Below are 19,571 nucleotides of genomic sequence, written 5' to 3'. Positions count from 1 at the left end.
TCAGATAAGAGACTCGAGAGTAGCGGCGTCGTCTCGAGCTTCCACATCTTCAAGAACGAAGTCACGCTTCCCCGGTCGACCAGCGCGAATTATCTGCAGACTCCGGATGGTTGCAAATACAGGTCTCATCACAAACCGATCATGGAACATGGGATCGGCGATATACCTGAATTGAATGTCGGTAGAGGTGTCCCCTAAGGTGGTCTGATCACTCAACGCCGCCTTAAATTCGAACTTGCCAGAATCCGGAAGCAAACCAAGGATAATACCAGGAATTCTCTCAACTTCTTCGACTACACGAGCTTCATCAAGACGCTGATACAATGCTGTCACCCGCTCTTCCGGCAGCAGGACATTGTGAGTGTCAGACATGATCTTGGCTGTTGCGCGCGAGGTCGCCAGAGCTTTCGCAAACTTATGCGCAGATTGGATCACTCGAGGGCTCAAACCTTCGAGCGGGTCGGCATCCCGTACGGCTGGCAAAGAGATCGCTTCGATCATGCCAACTGCGTCCTCGACCACAGCTTTTAGAGAGCTATCAACAAACTCGGTTTGCTCAAGTTCGCGTTCCTCAAGCACAAAACCAACCGAACCCCTCGCCATCTCCCGCACATAGAGCCGCGATTGATCGAGCAGAGGCGCCCTGCCCTGACCATTCAAATGCCGGCCCGAAGACTGCGCAAACATGACACCAACGAGGTTCTGGAACCCGTCCAGCATCTTTGCTGCAAAATCCGCTCGGATTTCCGTTGTACCTACAACGGGATCTCCCTCGAACAGCAAAGCGACGCTCGCACGCGTTTCTAGCCCCTCACCAATCTCAGCCAACTGTTCATCAAGCGCATCCAGCCTGGCACGCCAAACGGCTGATCCGAGCAGCGAAGCCTGCGGATCACCGAGATGCAACAGAACGGATGCGCGCTCCCTAAGAAGATCCTCGCGAATGAGCGCCCTAGCCATTGGCTGGCTCCAAATCGTCAAGAACTTGCAGCGCAGCTGCGTCGTGGGCTGCATTCAGCGGAATGGAGATAGCTCCCTTCCAAACATCTGTCTGTTTTTGATGTGAGAACAGCAGCGTGAAGTGCGCGAAGATATGGAAAAACTCGCGAAGCGACATGCCCGGAGGGTTCACGACCAGATAGGCATCCACTGAGTACGCAGCCTTCGCCTGAACACCCATCATATCAGCCATAAGAAACGGAACTGCTTCAGCCCTATATAAATCGATATCGGCGACATAGTGCGCAGGCATCTCCAGATACGACAGGATATCGATGTCATTAGGAGGGCGGTGTCGAAGCTTCTCGCAATCTTCCGAGAAACTCCCGTCAATCAATTGGAAACCCGCAGTGAAGCCGCCGGCGGCCAGCGCAGTCCGATAGCCAATGAGCCCGCGCAAAATTCGGCGACGTTCGGAAGAAAATCCGAAGCGCCGGACCAACTCCACAAGATCGGACTGGTACGGGGAGCGATCTCCGCTCCCCGCAGCCGTAAGATATGGCGGAATGATGCCAGCACTATTGAACGCAGGTATCAAGCGCCCCTCCCCGGTCGCCGAACTACGTTCTATACTGGCGCAACCTCGCGGACGAATACAACCTTTAATGCACCCGCGCCTTGCCGATCTCCAGCCCGTCGGCGCCTGCTGACACGGCCACCACGCTGCCGTCCTCGATCTCGCCGGCCAGCATTTTCTTGGCCATGGGGTCGACCAGTTCCTTCTGGATAACGCGCTTCAGCGGCCGTGCGCCATACACTGGGTCGTAGCCCTTGTCGGCGAGCCAAGTCAGGGCGCTGCCGTCCAGAGCCAGCGTCAGGCGACGGTCCGCCATCAGCTTTTCGAGACGCGCCAACTGGATGCGGACGATGCCGCCCATCTGTTCGCGGCCGAGGCGGTGGAACAGGATGATCTCGTCGATGCGGTTGAGGAACTCGGGCCGGAAGTGGGCGCGGACCTGTTCCATGACCAGGGGACGCACGGCCTCGACGTCCTCGCCCTCTGGCTGGTCGGCCAGATACTGGCTGCCCAGGTTGGAAGTCATGATGATCAGGGTGTTCTTGAAGTCGATGGTGCGGCCCTGACCGTCGGTCAGGCGGCCGTCGTCCAGCACTTGAAGCAGCACATTGAAGACGTCGGGGTGGGCCTTTTCGACCTCGTCGAACAGGATGACCTGATAGGGGCGACGGCGCACGGCCTCGGTCAGGGCGCCGCCCTCGTCATAGCCGACGTAGCCCGGAGGGGCGCCGATCAGACGGCTGACGCTGTGTTTCTCCATGTACTCGGACATGTCGATGCGGGTGATGGCGTTGTCGTCGTCGAACAGATAGCCCGCGAGCGCCTTGGTCAGCTCGGTCTTGCCCACGCCCGTCGGGCCGAGGAAGAGGAAGCTGCCCAGCGGCTTGTTGGGGTCGTTCAGACCGGCGCGGGCGCGGCGCACGGCGTCGGAGACGGCGGCCAGGGCCTCGTCCTGACCGACGACGCGGCGGCCCAGTTCATCCTCCATCTTGAGCAGCTTCTCGCGCTCGCCTTCCAGCATCTTGTCGACGGGCACGCCGGTCCAGCGGCTGACCACGGCGGCGATCTGCTCGGCATCGACGACCTCGGGGGTGAGCGGACCTTCCGCCGGTTTCTCGGCGGCTTCGGCCTCGGCCAGCTGGCGTTCCAGTTGCGGGATCTGGCCGTAGGCGATCTCTGAGGCGCGGCCGAGGTCGCCCACGCGCTGGGCGGCGGCCAGTTCGGCGCGCAGGCGGTCAAGCGTTTCGCGCAGTTGGGCGCCCTGCCCCACCTTGTCCTTCTCGGATTTCCAGCGGGCGGTCATGTCGTCCGACTGACCCTCCAGGTCGGCGATCTCATCCTCGAGCTTCTCCAGACGCTGCTGCGAGGCGCTGTCGCTTTCCTTCTTCAGGGCCTCGCGCTCGATCTTGAGCTGGACCAGACGGCGGTCGATTTCATCCAGGGCCTCGGGCTTGGAGTCGACGGCCATGCGCACGCGCGAGGCGGCCTCGTCGATCAGATCGATGGCCTTGTCCGGCAGGAAGCGGTCGGTGATGTAGCGGTTCGACAAGGTGGCGGCGGCGACGATGGCGCTGTCGCTGATGCGGACCCCGTGGTGGACCTCGTACTTCTCTTTCAGGCCGCGCAGGATCGACACCGTGTCCTCGACGGTGGGCTCGGAGACGAAGACCGGCTGGAAACGACGGGCCAGGGCCGCGTCCTTCTCGACGTGCTTGCGGTACTCGTCCAGCGTGGTGGCGCCGACGCAGTGCAGTTCGCCGCGCGCCAGGGCCGGCTTCAGCAGGTTGGAAGCGTCCATCGCCCCGTCGCCCTTACCCGCGCCGACCAGGGTGTGCATCTCGTCGATGAAGAGGACGATCTGGCCCTCGGCGGCGGCGACTTCGTTCAGCACGGCCTTGAGGCGTTCCTCGAACTCGCCGCGGTATTTGGCGCCCGCAATGAGCGCGCCCATGTCCAGCGACAGGACTTTCTTGTCCTTCAGGCTTTCGGGCACATCGCCGTTGACGATGCGCAGGGCCAGACCTTCGACGATGGCGGTCTTGCCGACGCCCGGCTCGCCGATCAGGACGGGGTTGTTCTTGGTGCGGCGGGCCAGCACCTGAATGGTGCGGCGGATTTCTTCGTCGCGGCCGATGACGGGGTCGACCTTGCCGTCGCGCGCGGCCTCGGTCAGGTCGCGGGCATAGCGTTTCAGGGCGTCGAAGCTGTCCTCTGCGCCCGCGCTATCAGCGGTCTTGCCCTTGCGGATCTCGGCGACGGCGTCATCCAGCTTCTTGGCCGTGACGCCGGCGGACTTCAGCGCCTCGGCAGCCGCGCCGCCCTCCTTAGCGATGGCGGCCAGCAGGCGTTCGGTGGTGACGAAGGCGTCGCCCGCCTTTTTCGCGGCGTCCTCGGCGGCGCTGAACACACGGGCGGTGTCGCCGTCCAGATAGAGCTGGCCGGAGCCGCCCTCGACCTGGGGCCGCTTCTTCAGCAGGCCCTCCGTAACGAGTTCGACGGCGGACGGATCGCCGCCCGCCTGATCGATGAGTTTGCGAGCCAGGCCGTCGCGTTCCTCAAGCAGCACCTTGAGCAGGTGCTCGGGCGCGAACTGCTGGTGGCGGCGAGCCAGCGCCAGCGATTGGGCGGACTGGACAGCCTGTTTGGCGCGGTCGGAATAGAGGTCGAGATTCATGTCGTTCGGTTTCCCCTCAGGAGGCGGATTTCGACTCAATGCGCCCTTTCACGAAGCGACGCCTTGAGCTGTCGCAAAGGAGGTGGGTGTGGCCGAGAGGACACGCAAGGGGGTGTTGCTTCAGCGTCGCGTAAAGCCGTCCCGAGTGATGGCGAGACGGCGCATGTCCAGCTGCATATCCAGCATCCGACGGTCATAAAGTCCGCAAGCTTCGCCGCAACGTCAGTCCTTCCGCCGGTTGCGATTGGACCTCAATTGGAACCTCAAGCGTCGCTGTGCGATTAGGAGCCCATGCTGACGACTAAGATGAACCCCCGTGTCTTCTGGGGGGCCAGCGCCATCGCGGGCGGGCTGCTGCTGCTCGCCCTGACGGCGCCCGCCACGTCCGGCCTGCTTTTCGGGCGCGCCCAGGCCTGGGTGATCGACACCTTCGGCTGGTTCTACGTGGCCTCCGTGGCGGGCTTCCTGCTGTTCGTGGCCGTTCTGGCCGTCGGGCCGACCGGACGGCTGAAGCTGGGGCCGGACGACGCCGAACCGGACTTCCCCTATGTCTCGTGGCTGGCGATGCTGTTCGCGGCGGGCATGGGCATCGGCCTGATGTATTTCGCCGTCGCCGAGCCGGTGCAGCACTACATCGCCCCGCCCGAGGCGCAGCCCGGCACCCTGACGGCCGCGCGCGAGGCCATGGTCATCACCTATACCCACTGGGGCGTGCACGCCTGGGCCATCTACGCCGTGGTGGGGCTGAGCCTGGCCTATTTCGCGCACCGCAAGGGCCTGCCCCTGACCATGCGGTCCAGCCTCTATCCCCTGCTGGGCAAGCGGGTGAACGGCTGGCTGGGCGACGCGGTCGACATCTTCGCCATCTGCGGCACCCTGTTCGGCATCGCCACCTCGCTGGGGCTGGGCGTGGCGCAGATGAACTCGGGACTGAACTACGTCTTCGGCGTGCCCAGCAATGTGATGATGCAGGTCGGGCTGATCGCCGTGGTCATGGGGGCGGCGACGATCTCGGTCCTGACCGGTGTGGACAAGGGGGTGCGGCGACTGTCCGAGCTGAACCTGGTCATCGCCGTCTGCCTGATGCTGTTCGTGCTGATCGCGGGGCCGACGCTGTTCCTGCTGCGGGCCTATGTGCAGAATTTCGGCCTCTATCTGGACCATTTCTTCGTCCGCACCTTCACCCTCTACGCCTATGAGCCGCGCGCCTGGATGGCGGACTGGACCCTGTTCTACTGGGCCTGGTGGATCGCCTGGTCGCCGTTCGTGGGCATGTTCATCGCCCGCATCTCGCGCGGGCGCACGGTGCGCGAGTTCCTGATCGGCGTGCTGCTGGTGCCGACGGGCTTCACCTTCCTGTGGATGACGGTCTTCGGCAATTCGGCCATGAGCCTGGACCTGGGCGTGGCGGCCGGGGCCATTTCCGAGGCCGTGCAGGCGGACCTGTCGACGGCCCTGTTCCGCTTCCTGGAGTATCTGCCGGGGACGGCGATCACCTCGGTCCTGGCCATCGCCCTGGTGGCGGTCTTCTTCATCACCTCGGCGGATTCCGGCTCTCTGGTCATCGACACCCTGGCCTCGGGCGGGGCGGAGGACACGCCGCGCTGGCAGCGTGTCTACTGGTGCGCGATGGAGGGGCTGGCGGCGGCCCTGCTGCTGCTGGCCGGGGGCCTCGGCGCCTTGCAGGCGGCGACCCTGGTGGCGGCCCTGCCCTTCGCCGTCATCATGATCCTGGCCTGCTTCGGCCTGGCGCGGCAGATGAACGCCGACCTGAGGGGCGAGGCCGTCGAGACCGAGGCGCCGCCGCTGCGCGAACAGCTCAAGCGCATCCTGGCGCCCGCCAGCCGCCGCGACATCGACCGCCAGATCGCCCGTCACGGCGCCCCGGCGTTGGAAGAAGTGCGCGCCGCCGTCGCCGCCGAGGGGCTGGAGAACAGCGAGGTCCAGAGCGACGACAACGGCGTCTGGCTAAGGGTCGAGCACGCCAACGGGCGGGACTTCCTCTATCGGCTGGGCGCGCGCTCGCGGCCCCTGCCTGCCCTGACCGCGCTGGAGGCCCCTGAAAGCCGCCGGGCCCTGGAGTGGCGCCTCAGCGCCGTAACCGGCGACGGCATGCGCCCGCGCGACGTGACCGGCTTCACCCGCGCCCAGATCGTGGCGGACGTGTTGGAGCATCTGCAACGGTGGCGACTGGCGGCCTAGGGTTTGTGAAATCTCCGCTCACCCCGGCGGACGCCGGGACGAGCGGATTGAAGAGCGTCGCCCCTTGGCCCGGCGGACCGGCGGCGTTAGCGTCGCCGTTCAGTCTTCGGGAGCGTCCTTGATGTCCATCCGCCTGTCGCGCCGCGCGGCGCTGATCTCTTCCGCCGTCGCCGCCACGGGGGCGGCCCTGCCCGCGACCGGCTGGGCGCAGACCAGCGCCGACACGCGCTCGGACGAGGAGATCGCCGCCGCCGCCGACGCCTGGGTTCAGCGCTGCATGGCCGCCTGGCCGGAGCAGCCCGCCGTGTCGCTGGCCCTGGTGCGCGACGGCAAGACGGTGCTGGCCAAGGGCTATGGCGTGCGCCGTCAGGGCAAGGCCGAACCGGCCGACGAACACACCCTGTTCGCCATCGCCTCGAACTCCAAGAACGTCACCGCCGCCTGCCTGGCCATCCTGGTCGACGAGGGCAAGGTGAAGTGGGACGAGCCGATCCGCACCTATCTGCCTGGCTTCACCCTGTCGGATCCGATGGTGGGCGAGCGCATCACCGTGCGCGACACCCTCAGCCACCGCGCCGGTTTCGGCCTGGGCGCGGGCGACCTGCTGTTCTGGCCCAACAGCGACCGGACCCGCGCCGAGGTTCTGGCCCAGGCCGCCTTCGTGCCCATCGAGGACGGCTTCCGCGAGGACTACCACTACTGCAACCTGATGTTCGTGGTGGCGGGCGCGGTGATCGAGAAGGTGTCAGGCCTGTCGTGGGAGGCCTTCGTCCAGACCCGCATCTTCGACCGCGTGGGCATGAGCGAGAGCGCGCCCCTGGCCCGTCTGGCCGATCCGAAGAAGAGCGCCCTGCCGCACGGCCGCGTCGGGCCGCCCCTGCGCTATCAGGGGCCGATGACCCAGATCGCTGAATCCATCGTCGAGGTCTGGAACTGGGATTCGGCGGCGGCGGCGGGCGGCATCTGCGCCAGCGCCCACGACTGGGCCAAGTGGATCGCCGTGCGCCTGAACGACGGCAAGCTGGCCGACGGCACGCGCCTGTTCTCCGAAGCCGCCGCCAAGGAGATGTACAAGCCCAACATCGTCGTCTCCTCGTCCAACGGGCCGACGGCGGCCCTGCCCAACCGGGCCGTGGCCTCGACCTACGCCATGGGCTTGCAGGTGCAGGACTATCGCGGCGAGCGGCTGGCGACCCACGGCGGCGGTTCGCCCGGCGGCATCTCGGCCACGGTGCTGATCCCCGGCCGCAAGATCGGCTTCTCGGTCTTCACCAACGCGGAAGAGAGCTTCCTCTTACGCGCCCTGCGCTCGGGCTTGTCGGACATCGCCATGAACAAGGTCGACGTCGACTGGATCGCCGATTCCAAGCGACTGGAAGCTGAGGGGACCGAGAAGTCGTTGAAGGCCGCCGTCGAGATCGACGCCAAACAGGCGGCGGGCGCGGCGCCGTCCATGCCGCTGGAGGTCTATGCCGGAACCTGGCGCGATCCCTGGTACGGCGACATCGTCATCGAGCCGAAGACGGAAGGGCGCGGTCGCAACCGCAAGTCCGGCCTGTGGCTACGCTTCACCCACACCCCGGCGCTGCAAGGCTGGCTGGAGCCCTATGACGGCGAGACCTTCCGCACCCGCTTCCCCGACAAGCGCGAGGAAGACGCCTTCATCACCTTCAGCATCGCCACGGCCAAGCCCGCCACGGCGACGGTCAAGGGCGTCTCGCCCGACATCGACTTCAGCTACGACTATCAGGACCTGCGGTTGACGCGGGTGTGAAGCGGCGGCTCAGGCGCGCGGAATAGCGACCACGACGCGGCGGTTCCTGGCGCGGCCCTCGGGGTCGTCCTTGCCGTCGCTCGTCGCATTGGGCGCTGCGGGCTCGGCTTCGCCGCGCCCCTCGGCGTGCAGGCGATCAGCCGGGACGCCGCCCGACGCCGCGAGCCACTGCGCCACCGCTTCGGCCCGTTGCTTGGACAGCGCGAGGTTATAGGCGTCCTCGCCGACCGAATCGGTGTGGCCGACCACGGTGATGCGGCCCGATCCCGCCTGCGCAGCCAGTTCGGCCGTGCGTCGCAGCGCCGCCTCCGCCTCTGCCGTCAGCCGGGCGGAATCGAAGGCGAACAGCACGTCGGACGCCAGTTCGACAATGGTCTGCGCCTCGGTCTGGCGCATGGCGAAGCCGCTGATCCGGCCGGTGAGGCCGCTGACCTGACCTGTCAGGCGAGCGCCGCCGCCCAAACCGCCGTTCTGGGCGCCAGCCCCCGCCGTTGGCGGCGTGACGGGGTTCGCCTCAACCTGCGACGAAGGCGTCGGCGCAGCGGTGGGCGACGGGCCAGACTCATCGGACCGCTCGCCGGAACAGGCGGCCAGAGCCACGACCAGCCCTGTCGCCAGGGCGACGCAAGCCCCGACGCGCACTCGACTCACCGCTGCACCGGCACGCCGTCAAACGGACTGACATCGGGCATGTTCAAGGAGATGGTGGCGCTGTCGGCGGGCGGCGCTGGGAATTTGAACCAGATGATCGCCGGCTTGTCCCGCCCTGTGCTGACGCCGATCCGCCCGCCTGAAAGCGGCGCGGCCATCCACTTCTTCTCCTCGTCCTGCAACACGCCGTAGCGCTGCGAGGTGGCGTCGTCGATGACGCTGACGTCGCTGAGGTTGAAGAACCACTGGGAGACCGTTTCGCCAGGCGGCGGCGTGTAGCGTAGTTCCACCGTCAGGATGGAGCCTGTGACCTGGACCCGCGTCAGGTCCACGGTCGACCCTCGAGGGCCTGGCGAGGAGCGGAGCGCCGCCGCCGCCGGAGGAGGAGCTGGAGACGCCGCGACCGTCGAGGACGGCGCCGTTTCAGGCGCGGCGACTGCGGGCGGCGGCAGCGCGTTCTCAGCCTTTTCCGCCTGACCCTGACCACACGCCGCCAGAGCCGGCATCATGAATCCGATGAGAACGGGCAAGCCCCGTACTGACAGCCGCAACTTCATGAAACATCCCTTCCTTCAACCGTTCGTGATCGACAGAAAGCCTGAGCGACGCCCCCGGTTCCGTAGCCTTCGACCTAACGGGTCACCGGACGCTGGCCGGCTTCCAGGATGGGCATCCCCGCTTCGGTGGGGATGTAGATGGTCTGGCGACCTTCCTTGCCGGCCGTTTCCTGCAGCATGTTGATGTAGGACCAGCGCAGATAGGCCTCGGGGCCGCCCAGCGCCTCGGCCATGATGCGGTTCGCCTCATTGGCGCCCTTGGCGCGCTCGATCTCGGCGGCGGCGGTCAGTTTGGCCGAGTCCAGGGCGGCCTGGGCCTCCAGCACGCGGATGCGGCGGTTCTGCACCGCCTCTTCATAGGCGGCCTTGCCCGCCATCTGCTTGGAATAGACGTTGTAGGTGGGGAAGCCGATCAGGACGACCGCCAGCACAACGGCGATGGCGATGATGGATCCGAGCGTGAGGCCGACGCCGCGCATGCGGGTGCTCCAAGGTTGAAAGCGATGAGGCGTTCAGGGTGGCGGGCGCGGCCCCGCCCGGTCAAGCTGCGATCAGCGCGTCAGCTCCAGAATGTCGAGCTTGGACTCTTGCTTGGGGAAGGGAATGACCAGGCGCCAGCGTTGCGGCCCGATGCGTTCGAACACCCCCAACTGGTCGCGCTCGGCCTTGGCGCCATAGGCGGGAAAGCCGCTCTCGTCGCCCCAGGCCTGGGCGCCGACATAGACCAGGCGCCGGTCGGTGTCGGGGTAGAGCAGGCCGCGGGTGCGCTGGCTGCCGGTCGTCTTCTCGAGGATCAGGTCGCCGCCGGGCGTCAGTTCGACGCGGCAACGGAAGGCCGGATAGGCGACATAGGCCAGACCCTGCGGCTGGCGCGCGCCCAGCTTGACGGTGCGGCAGCGGTAGTCGCCCGGCGGCGGTTGAAGACGGCCCGCCTGTCCGGCGTTGGGGTCGACCAGGACGCCGAGGGATTCGACTTCGTCGGCGAAGCCCCGCGCCTCGGCTTCGGCGCGGGCCAGGCTCCAGGCCTGGTCGAGGCGGCCCAGCAAGCTGGCGTCGGCGGGCGCGGCGACCGCACGCCAGTCGTCGCCTCCGCCCTGCTCGCCGGGGGACGGCGCGACAGCCTCAGGCGCGGGCGAAACGACCTCGGGCGTCGCTTCATCGGGCGCGGCAGGCGAGGAGGCGGGCGGTTGATCCGGCGCGGCGGCGCGGTCGCAGCCGGCCAGGGCGGCGCTCATGAGAACAGCGGCGCAGGCGAATCCGAGGCGCATGGGGGTCTCCACAATCATCCAGCCCTAACGGACAGGAACGGCGACGGTTCAGCGCGACGGCGGCGCTGGGACCAACTCCAGCAGATCGAGGTTGGATTCCGCCGCCGGCCAGGGCGTGACCAGGCGCCAGCGCCGCTCGCCGATCCGCTCCAGCACGCCGACCAGATCGCGTTCAGCGCGCTGGCCGTAGCTGCGGGCCATCGGCTCGGACGCCAAGGCCATGGAGCCGAGGAAGACCATCTCGCGGTCACTCTCGGGGAAGAGCAGGCCCGCCGGACGCTGGGAGCCGGTGCGCTTGACCAGTTTCAGCCCGCCGGGCGTCTGCTCGATGCGGCAGGCGAACCAGCCATAAACCACATAGCCGAGCCCGCCTTCATCGCCCTGGGAGCCCAGTTTGACGGTGCGGCAGCGATAGGCGCCGGGCGGCGGGGCGACGTTGGAACGGGCGGCGTCAGGGTCGATCAGCTCGCCCAGAGCCGACAGGTCGCCCGAGCCGGGTTGGCGCCGGGCCTGTTCCAGCGCCAGGCTCCAGGCGGCGGCGCGGCGCTGATAGCGGTCGCGGTCCGCCGGGGTGATGACGCCCCGCCAGTCGTCCAGAACGGCCCCGATCGGCGCCTCGGGCGCGGCTGGAACCGCCATCGGCGGCGGAGGCGGCGGGGGCGGCGTCGTGGCGCAGGCGGCTAGGGCCGCCGAGGCCAGAGCCGGGCCGACCATGGTCTTGAACAGGGGCTGGAAAGCGAGCCGGAAAGGTCGGTTCGGCGTACGCGGCATATCGGTCTTCTCAAGCAACGAGGATCGAAAGCCCCGTTTCTCTTTAGGAAGCCGCCATGAGGCGCGGCGTCAATCCCGCCCGTCGTCGCGACCGCGTGAAGTCGTCAGGTGCGTGCGGTCTTCGGCACGGTCTGCGAAGAGACGCCGGAGGGTGCGAGAAGACGCGACAAACCCGCCGCCAGATCGGCAAGCCCGATCGGCTTGATCAGGTATTCGGCGAAGCCCGCCGCCTGCGCGCGTCGCACCTCGTCCGGTTCAACCGCCGCCGACAGGGCCATGACGGGCAGGTCGCGGGTCAGAGGCTCCTGCGCCAGGGCGGCCTTGACCGCGAGGCCTTGCCCGCCGTGCAGATCCAGATCGAGGATGACGGCGTCGGGCTGAAGGTCGCGCGCCAGGTCCGCTCCCTCCTGCGCAGTCGCCGCGACGTGGAGCTGGACCGGACTCAATCCGTGCAACAGATGACGCATGAAGGCGACCGCAGCCGCATCCTCGGCGATATAGAGCAGGACCGCGTCCGGCAGGCGCGATAGCGGCAAGGCAGCCTGAAGCTCGGCCCGAGATTCGGCCTGGGCCTGGGGTGAAGCGGGCAGACGCAGGATGAAGGCCGCGCCCTCGCCTTCCTGGCTCTCGACCGTCAAGTCGCCGTCCATGGCGACCGCCAGACGGCGCGCCGCGGCCAGGCCGACGCCCGCGCCATCGACCGGCGAGGCGGCCCGGCCGCGTCGGGCGAAAGGCTCGAACAAGGTCTCGATCCGGCGAGGAGACAAGCCCGGCCCGGTGTCGCGCACGGTGATCCAGACCTTCTGGGCGACGCGGCGTCCTTCAATCACGACCGTTCCGCCCGGCCGATTGTGCTGCACGGCGTTGCGGATCAGGCTGGTCAGCACCTGATCCAGGGCGCGGGCCTCGGACTGGACGGTCAGCCCCGCCTGAAACGGAGGCGGACGCAGATCGACCCCCGCCGTCTCTGCCAGGCCGGTCAGAGACTGGCAGATGCGCCGGGCGATCAGCAGAGGGTCCAGGCGCTCGCGCGTAGCCCCGACGGCCGAGGCGTCCGCAAAGGCGGTCAGCCCCTCAACCAGAGTCTTCAGGCGCGCCGCGCCATCGTGAATCTGATCGACGGCCTGGCTCTGGCGTCGGCTGAGCGGTTCATTGACCGCATTGATCCGCAGCAGATCGGCAAAGCCCAGTATGGCGTCGAGCGGCCCGCGCATCTCACGGCTGAAAGCGGTGAGCAGTGCCGCATGGGTCCGGCGCCCGGCGGCCTCGACCGCCTGGGCGCGCAGCAGGCGCGCCTCGACATCGCAAGCGGCGCCTTCAAGGTCGGCGATGCGCCGCTGGGCGGCGTCGACCTGACCGTCATGCAGCCGCTGCACCGCGCGTATGCGCCCATGGGCGCCGAGCGACAGCCGGACGCCCGCGACGCCTGTCGCCAGTCCGAGGGCGATCGCCAGTAGAACGAATTGCATCACACGTCCTCCCGATAGATCGAGAGTGACGTGTAATTGGTTGCATTAAAATGAACACACCCGTTTGGGTTGTGTCGCCGCCTTATTCGTCGTCGGCGGCCGTCTCAGCCTTGCGGCGCGGGCGGCGGGTGCGCGGGGCGGGCGTCTCGTCATCCGACGCCGTTTCCTCGATCGCCGTCGGACGGGTCAGAAAACCCGGCAGGGCCGCCGCGTCGTCGCTGGCCGCTTCATCCTTGGCCGCGGTCGCGCGAGGACGACGCGGGGCGCGGGGCGCCTTGGCGGCCGGGGCGTCGGACTCTGCTCCGGCCTCGACGGCCGGCGCCTCATGCGGACGCTCGTCGGCCGAAACCTCCGAAGCGGTTTCGAAAGGCTGGCTGTCGTCCTGGCCGGCGTCGTCATCGGCCCCATTGTCGGATTCGCCGTTCTCGAAACGACGGTTGCGCTCCTCACGGCGGCGCTCCCAGCGCTCACGGCGGGTTTCGCGGCGACCGCCTTCGCGGTTGTCGACGTCGCCGTTTTCACGAGGCTCGCGCGGTTCACGGGGTTCGCGGGGCTCACGCGGTTCGCGATCGCGGTTGGCCTCGCGCTCAGCGCGTTCAGCCTGGCGGCGCGCCTCGTCCTCGGCCTTCTGCTGCTCGGCCTGGGCCGCTGCGATGATGGCCGCCGCCTGAGCGCCGGATTCATCTTCGAAGTCGATGTCGAAACCCTGGCCCGCCTGTTCGCGCTGGGCGATTTCGCTGACCGAGCGCTGCGGCTGAAGCGCGCGCAACACGCGGAAATAGTGCTCGGCGTGCTGGGTGTAGTTTTCGGCCAGAACGCGGTCGCCGGCGGCCGCGGCGTCGCGCGCCAGCTGCATATAGCGTTCATAGACGGTCTGAGCGTTGCCCCGGACCTTGATGTTCTCGGGACCTTGCGAATCCCACGACCGGTTCGGATTGGTCGCGTTGGCGTTATTACCGCCGCCGGGCTTACGGTTGCGTCCGCGTTGACGCTTCATGCCCTTGAAATCTCTCATCGGAGCTTACCGTGCTGGTGCGGGCCGCCGTCATAAAGGACGGTCGGGACCCTGTTCGTCGTTCCGTTCGTTCGGGGCCAATCCCCGGTGCGAGCTGTTCGGAAAACCGTGTGTCCCCCGTGGTCCGCCGCGTCCGTCTTAGGGGCGCGGCCATCACTGAACCCAGACGCGCTTAAACGAGCGAACCTGCCCGAAAAGGATGCGTTTGAATGGGGAACAACACGGACTTAGCGCGCAGAGAGACGCTTTCCAAGGGTTTTTATTGCAGCGGCGCTTCAGCCTCGGGGATCGGGCCCACGCGCGGGTCCGGACCGTTGGTGACGACGCGGTCGCGATCCGACAGGTCCTTCACAACCTTGACGTCGGTGAAGCCCGCCGTCTCGAACAGGGCCTTGACCGCATCGCCCTGGTCCCAGCCGATCTCGACAGCGAAGACGCCTTCGGGGCGCAGGATGCGGGCGATCTCGGGCGCCAGGTCGCGATAGGGCTGCAACCCGTCCGGACCGCCGTCCAGGGCCAGGTGCGGGTCATGCTCGCGCACCTCGGGATCCAGACCGGCGATGTCGCCGCTGGGGATGTAGGGCGGGTTGGACACCACCAGGTCGAAACTGTCGTCGGCGAAGCCCGCCGCCCAGTCGGTCCGCATGAAGGTGCAGCGGTGGTTCAGATCCAGATTGGCCGCGTTCTCGCGCGCCACGGCGATGGCCTCGGTCGAGATGTCAGTGCCGACGCCGCGCGCGCCGCGCCGCTCGGCCAGGGCGGCCAGCAGGATGGCGCCCGAACCCGTGCCCAGGTCGGCCATGTCGAAGGCGCTGTTGGGCGGGAAGGCGCGGACGATGACGTCCACCACCGTCTCGGTGTCGGGACGCGGGCTGAGCACGTCGGGGGTGACGTTCAGCATGATCTTCCAGAAGCCCTTGCGTCCCAGGATGCGCGACACCGGCTCGCGGCGCAGGCGGCGATCCACCATGGCGTCCAGCGCCAGGGTTTGCTCAGGACTGAGCGCACGGTAGGGGTCGTTCAGGATATCGACACGGCCCGCGCCCGTCGCCGCCTCAAGCATCAGGCGCGCGTCGATGGAGGGGCTGTCGATGCCGGCGGCCTTCAGGCGCGCCTGGGCGCCTTTCCAGGCGGTCAGCAGGGTCGGTGGGGTGTTCTGATCGGACATTCCCGGTGATTGGGGTCTGTAAGAGATGATTTCAAGACGGAACGGCCCGACAGCGTGGCCGTTGAAGGGCGAATGGGGATGAAACCACGGTCGAATCATCGCGCGTCGAGCGCCCGGAAGCGCCGTGCGGCGGGTGGCGCACACGGGGCGGCGGGCGGGCTGCTGCGGTATCTGGCCGCGGCGGCGGGCGGACTGGCGACCGGCGCCACGGCGGCGCACCTGCTCTATACTCAAGGCCATCGCTTCGGCCTGGAGCTGCGGCCCCAGCGGCCCGAGCCCCTGCCCCCGCGCGATCCCACGCCCGAGGACTATGACGCCGAAGAGCCCGGCCGCGGCCGCCTGGCCCAGCGGCCGCTGCAAATCCCGCACAAGGGCTGGGTCGACATCCTGTGGCGGACGGTCATGGGCTATTTCGGCGACCGTGTCGGCTTCGTCGCCGGGGGCGTGACCTTCTTCCTGCTGCTGGCCCTGTTCCCGACGCTGGGCGCCTTCGTCACCATCTACGGCCTGTTCGCCGATCCGGCCGACGCCTGGGGCCAACTCAGCTTCCTTTATGAGGTGCTGCCGGCGAACGTGGCCCAGTTCCTGGGAACGGAGATGACGCGGCTGGCGGGCAATTCCACCGGCCAGCTGACCTTCACCCTGATCTGGACCCTGCTGCTGACGCTGTGGGCGGCCAATGGGGGGATCAAGACCCTCTTCTATGGCCTGAACCTCGCCTATCACGAGGTCGAACGGCGCAATATCGTGATCTACAATCTGGTGTGCATGGGCTTCACCGTCTCGGCCATGGCGGCGGTGATGCTGAGTTCGGCCCTGGTGGTCGGCGTGCCCGTGGTGCTGGCCGTATTCGGCCTGGAGGACGAGTGGGCCTATCTGGCGCCGCTGCGCTGGCCGCTCTTGTTCTTCGGCTATGTCGGGGCGTTGGCCCTGATCTACCGGCTGGGGCCGAGCCGAGCGCGGGCGCGCTGGCGCTGGCTGACGCCGGGCGCGCTGTTCGCGGCCGGCCTGAGCCTGCTGGTGTCCTTCCTGTTCAGCTGGTTTCTGACCACCTTCGTCCGCACCGATTCCTACGGCCCGCTGGCGGCGGCCATGGGCTTCCTGCTGTGGACCTGGTTCTCGGTGCAGGTGATCCTGATGGGCGCCCGACTGAACGCCGAGATCGAGCACCAGACGGCGCTCGACACCACCACGGGCGCGCCCCTGCCGCTCGGCGAGCGCGGAGCGGTGATGGCTGATTCGGTCGGTCCCCGACGCGGCAATCCCGCCGCCCTGGCCTTCACCTTGAAATACGCCGAGGCGCTAGGCGACCGCGTGATGCGGCGGCGGATCAGGCGAAGGCCCTAAGCGGGTCGTCGCGCCCGCAATGCCTGGATGATGGTGCCGTCGTCCAGCCAGTCCAGCTCGCCGCCGACGGGCACGCCGCGCGCCAGCGACGTGACCTGCACCCCCGCCGCCGACAGGCGCTCGGCCAGGTAGTGGGCCGTGGTCTGGCCGTCGACGGTGGCGGGCAGGGCCAGGACGACTTCCCTCGCCTCCCCGCCGCCCATCTCTCCGCCTTTGACTCGGCCGATCAGTTCGGCGATGCGCAGTTGTTCAGGGCCGACGCCGTCCAGGGCGGACAGCAGGCCGCCCAGGACGTGATACTTGCCGCGAAAGGCGCCCGAGCGCTCCATCGCCCACAGGGCGCCGGCCTCCTCGACCACGCAGATCAGGGTGTTGTCGCGGCTCTGATCGGCGCAGACCGAGCAGGGATCGCGCGTATCGGGCGAACCGCAGACCGAGCAGTTGACGACCTTGTCCGCCGTCTCGGCCAAGGACGCCGCCAGCGGGACCAACAACTGCTCGCGCCGCTTCAGCAGGGCCAGCGCCGCGCGCCGAGCCGAGCGCGGCCCCATGCCCGGCAGCTTGGCCAGCAGGCTGATGAGCCGTTCGATTTCCGGCCCGGCGGAAGCGGCCATCAGAAGAGTTTCGGCATTCCCGGAATGTTCATCCCGGCCATCGGCCCGGCGGCGTCGCGCATCAGGGCGTTGTTGATCTCGTCCAGCTTGCGCTTGGCGTCGGCGTGGGCGGCGACGATCAGGTCGGCCAGGATCTCGCCCTCGCCGGGGGCCATCAGGCTGTCGTCGATCTTCACCGAGGTGATCTCGCCGGGGCCTTTCAGGGCGATGGAGACAAGGCCGCCGCCCGAGGTGCCCTCGGCGGTGGATTCGGCCATTTTCGCCTGGGCGTCCTGCAGCTTCTGCTGCATCGCCTGGGCCTGTTGCATCAGGGCGTTGAGGTCTTTCATGGCCTCTAGATAAGGCGAAGCGCCGCGCGGCTCCAGACCCCGGCGAAGAAAGCCCTGCCCGACCTGTCGTTTCAGCATTCGTCACAACAAATGTAGCCGATCCCCTTGACGATGTCGCAGCGCAAACCTAATTAGCCACACTTGAAGTTACCAATCAGTTTCTGGAGAAGCCCTGATGGCCTTTGACGCCCTTCCGACCCGCGACACGCCGGTCTCCGATCCGGTTCTGGCCCAGTTGTTCACCGAGGCGCGCACCCGCAACGGCTGGAGCGACCGCCCCGTGCCCGAAGCCCTGATCCGCAAGCTCTACGACCTGACCAAGTTCGGCCCGACGGCGGTCAACATGACCCCGGCCCGCTTCGTCTTCGTCACCTCGCCCGAGGCCAAGGCCCGGCTGTCGACCCACATGGCCGAGGGCAACCGCGCCAAGACCCTGGCCGCGCCGGTCAATCTGATCATCGCCCAGGACGTCGACTTTCATGAGACCCTGCCCAAGCTGTTCCCGCACGCGCCGGGCGCTCGCGACTGGTTCCCGGAAGAAGCCGGCCGTCGTGAAGCCGCCTTCCGCAACGCCTCGCTGCAAGGGGGCTATCTGACCATCGCCGCACGCGCCCTGGGTCTGGATGTCGGTCCGATGTCGGGCTTTGACGCCGCAGGCGTGAAGGCTGAGTTCTTCCCCGACAGCAACGTCGAGCCGAACTTCATCATGAACCTGGGCTACGGCACGGACGAGAACCTGTTCCCGCGCTCGCCTCGCCTCGACTTCGAGGAAGCCGCCCAGATCCTGTAAGCCGGTCAGCCCTCGGGCCTTGTCCCGAGGGCTTAGTCCTCGCCGTGCGCCCAGCTTTCCAGCAGCCGTCGCGCGATGGCGTAGGGCGGCGGGGCATGGATGGTCGGGTGCGTCTCGTCCAGCACGGCGCGCGCTTCGCTGCGCGTCAGCCAGGCGACGGCTTCCAGCTCGGTCTGATCGGGGGCCGCCTCGTCAGTCGTGACCTCGGCGATCAGGCCGATCATCAACTGGGCGGGGAAGGGCCAGGGCTGGCTGGAGTGGTAGCGCACGTCCGACACCGTCAGCCCCGCCTCCTCCATCACCTCGCGGGCGCAGGCCTCCTCGATCGCTTCGCCCGGCTCCATGAAACCGGCCAGGGCCGACATTCGGCCCTCGGGCCAGGCGGCCTGACGGCCCAGCAGGCAGACGGGTTCAGCGCCGCCCTTATAGACCGGCAGCATGATGACGACCGGATCAACGCGCGGGAAATGCTCGGTCCCGCAGGCCGGGCAGACGCGCTTCCAGCCGCCGGACGCCTGATCCGTGGCCTTGCCGCAGGCGGCGCAGAAGCCGTGGCGGCGGCGCCAGTCGAACAGGCTCTTGGCCGTGGCGGCGATGCCGGCGTCGGCCTCGGGCAGGACGATGGCCGCCTCACGCATTTCGACGAAGCGGCCCAGCCCCCCGGCGGGTCCGCTGGTCGGGTCGATGGAGCCTTCGAACTCGGCGGCGAAGACCGGCGCCCCCTTCCACAGGCCCAGGAAGATGTCGCGGTCGCGCGCCAGATCGCGCGCATGACCCAGCGACAGCCAGACCAGCCGCTCGGCCCCCTCATGGGTTTCGATCAGCGGGCGCCCCTCCCACAGGATCATGGCCAGGGCTTCGGGATTGGCTTCCTGCTCGGCCAGCCATGCGGCGTCGTTGCGAAGGTCGCCGGAGCGGTCGAGCGGATTGCCTGAAAAGGCGTTGCGATAGGGCATGAGGCTTCATAGCCCCGACGACGCGTGCAGGGGAGGGCTTGATTCCCGCGCCGTCCGCCTTCATATCCCCTCTCGGAGATCGCGGGCGAAGGCTTCGCCAACCTGGTCAGGGCCGGAAGGCAGCAGCCACAACGAATTCACCTTCGGGTCGCGGTCTCTACTTTCCTGATATTTTAGTGCGCTATCGTCGATCACGCGGTGATCGACTGCTTGAGTGCGTTTGTGCGCTACCACTCGTGACGCGGTCACGAGCTGCTTGAGCGCGTTTGCGCGTAGCCGTTCCCTGCCACGAATGAGCTGCCGTCGCGCAAGCTTCACGGAACCGGGCCGCGCCTCATTCGCTGAAAGGGCTTCGATCCCCATGATCAGGAGCAGGCGAATGAGCATACTCGGCAAGATTCTCGGCGGCGTCTTCAGGAAGAAGGAAGCCCATCCCGAAGCCCTGGCCATGATCCTGTGGGAGGGGCGCC

Annotated in this window: 18 protein-coding genes and 1 other RNA gene; 5 read left to right on the top strand and 14 right to left on the bottom strand. The window is 67.6% G+C overall.

The features are described from left to right. From FM111_RS00790 to clpB, 3 genes are all read right to left on the bottom strand, one after another. Entirely contained in the window at positions 1-960 is a 960-nt protein-coding gene (locus FM111_RS00790; protein ID WP_087138840.1) for a hypothetical protein, read from the bottom strand. Further along, entirely contained in the window at positions 953-1,537 is a 585-nt protein-coding gene (locus FM111_RS00785; protein WP_143276012.1) for a DUF6932 family protein, read from the bottom strand. Before FM111_RS00785 ends, FM111_RS00790 begins: the two co-directional genes overlap by 8 nt. Before the next feature lie 64 nt (positions 1,538-1,601). Beyond that, positions 1,602-4,190 carry an ATP-dependent chaperone ClpB gene (clpB, locus tag FM111_RS00780; RefSeq protein ID WP_087138838.1) on the bottom strand — a complete coding sequence of 863 codons (2,589 nt, stop codon included), beginning with the start codon at positions 4,188-4,190 and terminating at the stop codon, positions 1,602-1,604. Positions 4,191-4,481: 291 nt separating this feature from the next. Here clpB and FM111_RS00775 point away from each other — a divergent pair, with 291 nt between their 5' ends. After that, the gene (locus FM111_RS00775; RefSeq protein ID WP_087138837.1) at positions 4,482-6,392 is read left to right on the top strand and encodes a BCCT family transporter; all 1,911 of its coding nucleotides are present in this window, start codon (positions 4,482-4,484) and stop codon (positions 6,390-6,392) included. 121 nt (positions 6,393-6,513) lie between these two features. After that, positions 6,514-8,166, top strand: a complete 1,653-nt coding sequence (locus FM111_RS00770; RefSeq protein WP_087138836.1) for a serine hydrolase — start codon at positions 6,514-6,516, stop codon at positions 8,164-8,166. Between the two features lie 9 nt (positions 8,167-8,175). On the opposite strand, the gene FM111_RS00765 is transcribed toward FM111_RS00770, so the two are convergent. The 8 genes from FM111_RS00765 to prmC all read right to left on the bottom strand — a co-directional run bounded on the left by FM111_RS00765 (position 8,176) and on the right by prmC (position 15,065). Then, positions 8,176-8,808 carry an OmpA family protein gene (locus tag FM111_RS00765; protein WP_143276011.1) on the bottom strand — a complete coding sequence of 211 codons (633 nt, stop codon included), beginning with the start codon at positions 8,806-8,808 and terminating at the stop codon, positions 8,176-8,178. 5 nt (positions 8,809-8,813) lie between these two features. Continuing rightward, on the bottom strand, positions 8,814-9,149 hold the full coding sequence (locus tag FM111_RS00760; RefSeq protein WP_087138834.1) for a hypothetical protein: 336 nt from the start codon (positions 9,147-9,149) through the stop codon (positions 8,814-8,816). Positions 9,150-9,448: 299 nt separating this feature from the next. Next, positions 9,449-9,853 (bottom strand): hypothetical protein, encoded by a 405-nt coding sequence (locus FM111_RS00755; protein ID WP_087138833.1) that lies wholly within the window; start codon positions 9,851-9,853, stop codon positions 9,449-9,451. 72 nt (positions 9,854-9,925) lie between these two features. Next, positions 9,926-10,642 (bottom strand): DUF4893 domain-containing protein, encoded by a 717-nt coding sequence (locus FM111_RS00750; protein WP_256968031.1) that lies wholly within the window; start codon positions 10,640-10,642, stop codon positions 9,926-9,928. A gap of 48 nt (positions 10,643-10,690) precedes the next feature. Continuing rightward, positions 10,691-11,413 carry a DUF4893 domain-containing protein gene (locus FM111_RS00745; RefSeq protein ID WP_256968030.1) on the bottom strand — a complete coding sequence of 241 codons (723 nt, stop codon included), beginning with the start codon at positions 11,411-11,413 and terminating at the stop codon, positions 10,691-10,693. Positions 11,414-11,517: 104 nt separating this feature from the next. Next, a complete protein-coding gene (locus FM111_RS00740) occupies positions 11,518-12,882 on the bottom strand; it encodes a hybrid sensor histidine kinase/response regulator (RefSeq protein ID WP_087138831.1) in 1,365 nt (454 codons plus the stop codon). Positions 12,883-12,964: 82 nt separating this feature from the next. Then, positions 12,965-13,879: a DUF4167 domain-containing protein gene (locus FM111_RS00735; protein ID WP_256968029.1), complete on the bottom strand. Its 915-nt coding sequence runs from the start codon at positions 13,877-13,879 to the stop codon at positions 12,965-12,967. 277 nt (positions 13,880-14,156) lie between these two features. After that, entirely contained in the window at positions 14,157-15,065 is a 909-nt protein-coding gene (prmC, locus tag FM111_RS00730) for a peptide chain release factor N(5)-glutamine methyltransferase (RefSeq protein ID WP_087138829.1), read from the bottom strand. Positions 15,066-15,143: 78 nt separating this feature from the next. Between prmC and FM111_RS00725 the strand changes: the two genes are divergently transcribed. Continuing rightward, positions 15,144-16,412, top strand: a complete 1,269-nt coding sequence (locus tag FM111_RS00725) for a YihY/virulence factor BrkB family protein (protein ID WP_256968028.1) — start codon at positions 15,144-15,146, stop codon at positions 16,410-16,412. Here the strand turns inward: FM111_RS00725 and recR are convergent. Both recR and FM111_RS00715 read right to left on the bottom strand, forming a co-directional pair. Then, the gene (gene recR / locus FM111_RS00720; protein WP_087138828.1) at positions 16,409-17,026 is read right to left on the bottom strand and encodes a recombination mediator RecR; all 618 of its coding nucleotides are present in this window, start codon (positions 17,024-17,026) and stop codon (positions 16,409-16,411) included. The genes FM111_RS00725 and recR overlap by 4 nt on opposite strands. Then, positions 17,026-17,355 (bottom strand): YbaB/EbfC family nucleoid-associated protein, encoded by a 330-nt coding sequence (locus FM111_RS00715; RefSeq protein WP_087138856.1) that lies wholly within the window; start codon positions 17,353-17,355, stop codon positions 17,026-17,028. The genes recR and FM111_RS00715 overlap by 1 nt, the downstream gene beginning before the upstream one ends. 175 nt (positions 17,356-17,530) lie before the next feature. Between FM111_RS00715 and FM111_RS00710 the strand changes: the two genes are divergently transcribed. After that, positions 17,531-18,145: a malonic semialdehyde reductase gene (locus FM111_RS00710; protein ID WP_087138827.1), complete on the top strand. Its 615-nt coding sequence runs from the start codon at positions 17,531-17,533 to the stop codon at positions 18,143-18,145. A gap of 32 nt (positions 18,146-18,177) precedes the next feature. On the opposite strand, the gene nudC is transcribed toward FM111_RS00710, so the two are convergent. Beyond that, the gene (nudC, locus tag FM111_RS00705) at positions 18,178-19,101 is read right to left on the bottom strand and encodes an NAD(+) diphosphatase (RefSeq protein ID WP_087138826.1); all 924 of its coding nucleotides are present in this window, start codon (positions 19,099-19,101) and stop codon (positions 18,178-18,180) included. Between the two features lie 70 nt (positions 19,102-19,171). Here nudC and ffs point away from each other — a divergent pair. Continuing rightward, positions 19,172-19,267, top strand: an RNA gene (ffs, locus tag FM111_RS00700) — signal recognition particle sRNA small type. Positions 19,268-19,571: the final 304 nt, after the last annotated feature.

It is taken from the genome of Brevundimonas diminuta 3F5N, from assembly GCF_900163625.1.
GTDB classification, from domain to species: Bacteria; Pseudomonadota; Alphaproteobacteria; order Caulobacterales; family Caulobacteraceae; genus Brevundimonas; species Brevundimonas diminuta_A.
The sequence above is the reverse complement of the archived record's forward strand: the minus strand, read 5'-3'. Positions and strand labels throughout refer to the sequence as shown.

What these genes read in the sequence shown, in the direction of transcription:
- FM111_RS00790 (WP_087138840.1), bottom strand. Translation starts at nt 960, where the DNA reads ATGGCTAGGGCGCTCATTCGCGAGGATCTTCTTAGGGAGCGCGCATCC.
- clpB (WP_087138838.1), bottom strand. Translation starts at nt 4,190, where the DNA reads ATGAATCTCGACCTCTATTCCGACCGCGCCAAACAGGCTGTCCAGTCC.
- FM111_RS00775 (WP_087138837.1), top strand. Translation starts at nt 4,482, where the DNA reads ATGCTGACGACTAAGATGAACCCCCGTGTCTTCTGGGGGGCCAGCGCC.
- FM111_RS00770 (WP_087138836.1), top strand. Translation starts at nt 6,514, where the DNA reads ATGTCCATCCGCCTGTCGCGCCGCGCGGCGCTGATCTCTTCCGCCGTC.
- FM111_RS00755 (WP_087138833.1), bottom strand. Translation starts at nt 9,853, where the DNA reads ATGCGCGGCGTCGGCCTCACGCTCGGATCCATCATCGCCATCGCCGTT.
- FM111_RS00750 (WP_256968031.1), bottom strand. Translation starts at nt 10,642, where the DNA reads ATGCGCCTCGGATTCGCCTGCGCCGCTGTTCTCATGAGCGCCGCCCTG.
- FM111_RS00745 (WP_256968030.1), bottom strand. Translation starts at nt 11,413, where the DNA reads ATGCCGCGTACGCCGAACCGACCTTTCCGGCTCGCTTTCCAGCCCCTG.
- FM111_RS00740 (WP_087138831.1), bottom strand. Translation starts at nt 12,882, where the DNA reads ATGCAATTCGTTCTACTGGCGATCGCCCTCGGACTGGCGACAGGCGTC.
- FM111_RS00735 (WP_256968029.1), bottom strand. Translation starts at nt 13,879, where the DNA reads ATGAAGCGTCAACGCGGACGCAACCGTAAGCCCGGCGGCGGTAATAAC.
- prmC (WP_087138829.1), bottom strand. Translation starts at nt 15,065, where the DNA reads ATGTCCGATCAGAACACCCCACCGACCCTGCTGACCGCCTGGAAAGGC.
- FM111_RS00725 (WP_256968028.1), top strand. Translation starts at nt 15,144, where the DNA reads ATGAAACCACGGTCGAATCATCGCGCGTCGAGCGCCCGGAAGCGCCGT.
- recR (WP_087138828.1), bottom strand. Translation starts at nt 17,026, where the DNA reads ATGGCCGCTTCCGCCGGGCCGGAAATCGAACGGCTCATCAGCCTGCTG.
- FM111_RS00715 (WP_087138856.1), bottom strand. Translation starts at nt 17,355, where the DNA reads ATGAAAGACCTCAACGCCCTGATGCAACAGGCCCAGGCGATGCAGCAG.
- FM111_RS00710 (WP_087138827.1), top strand. Translation starts at nt 17,531, where the DNA reads ATGGCCTTTGACGCCCTTCCGACCCGCGACACGCCGGTCTCCGATCCG.
- nudC (WP_087138826.1), bottom strand. Translation starts at nt 19,101, where the DNA reads ATGCCCTATCGCAACGCCTTTTCAGGCAATCCGCTCGACCGCTCCGGC.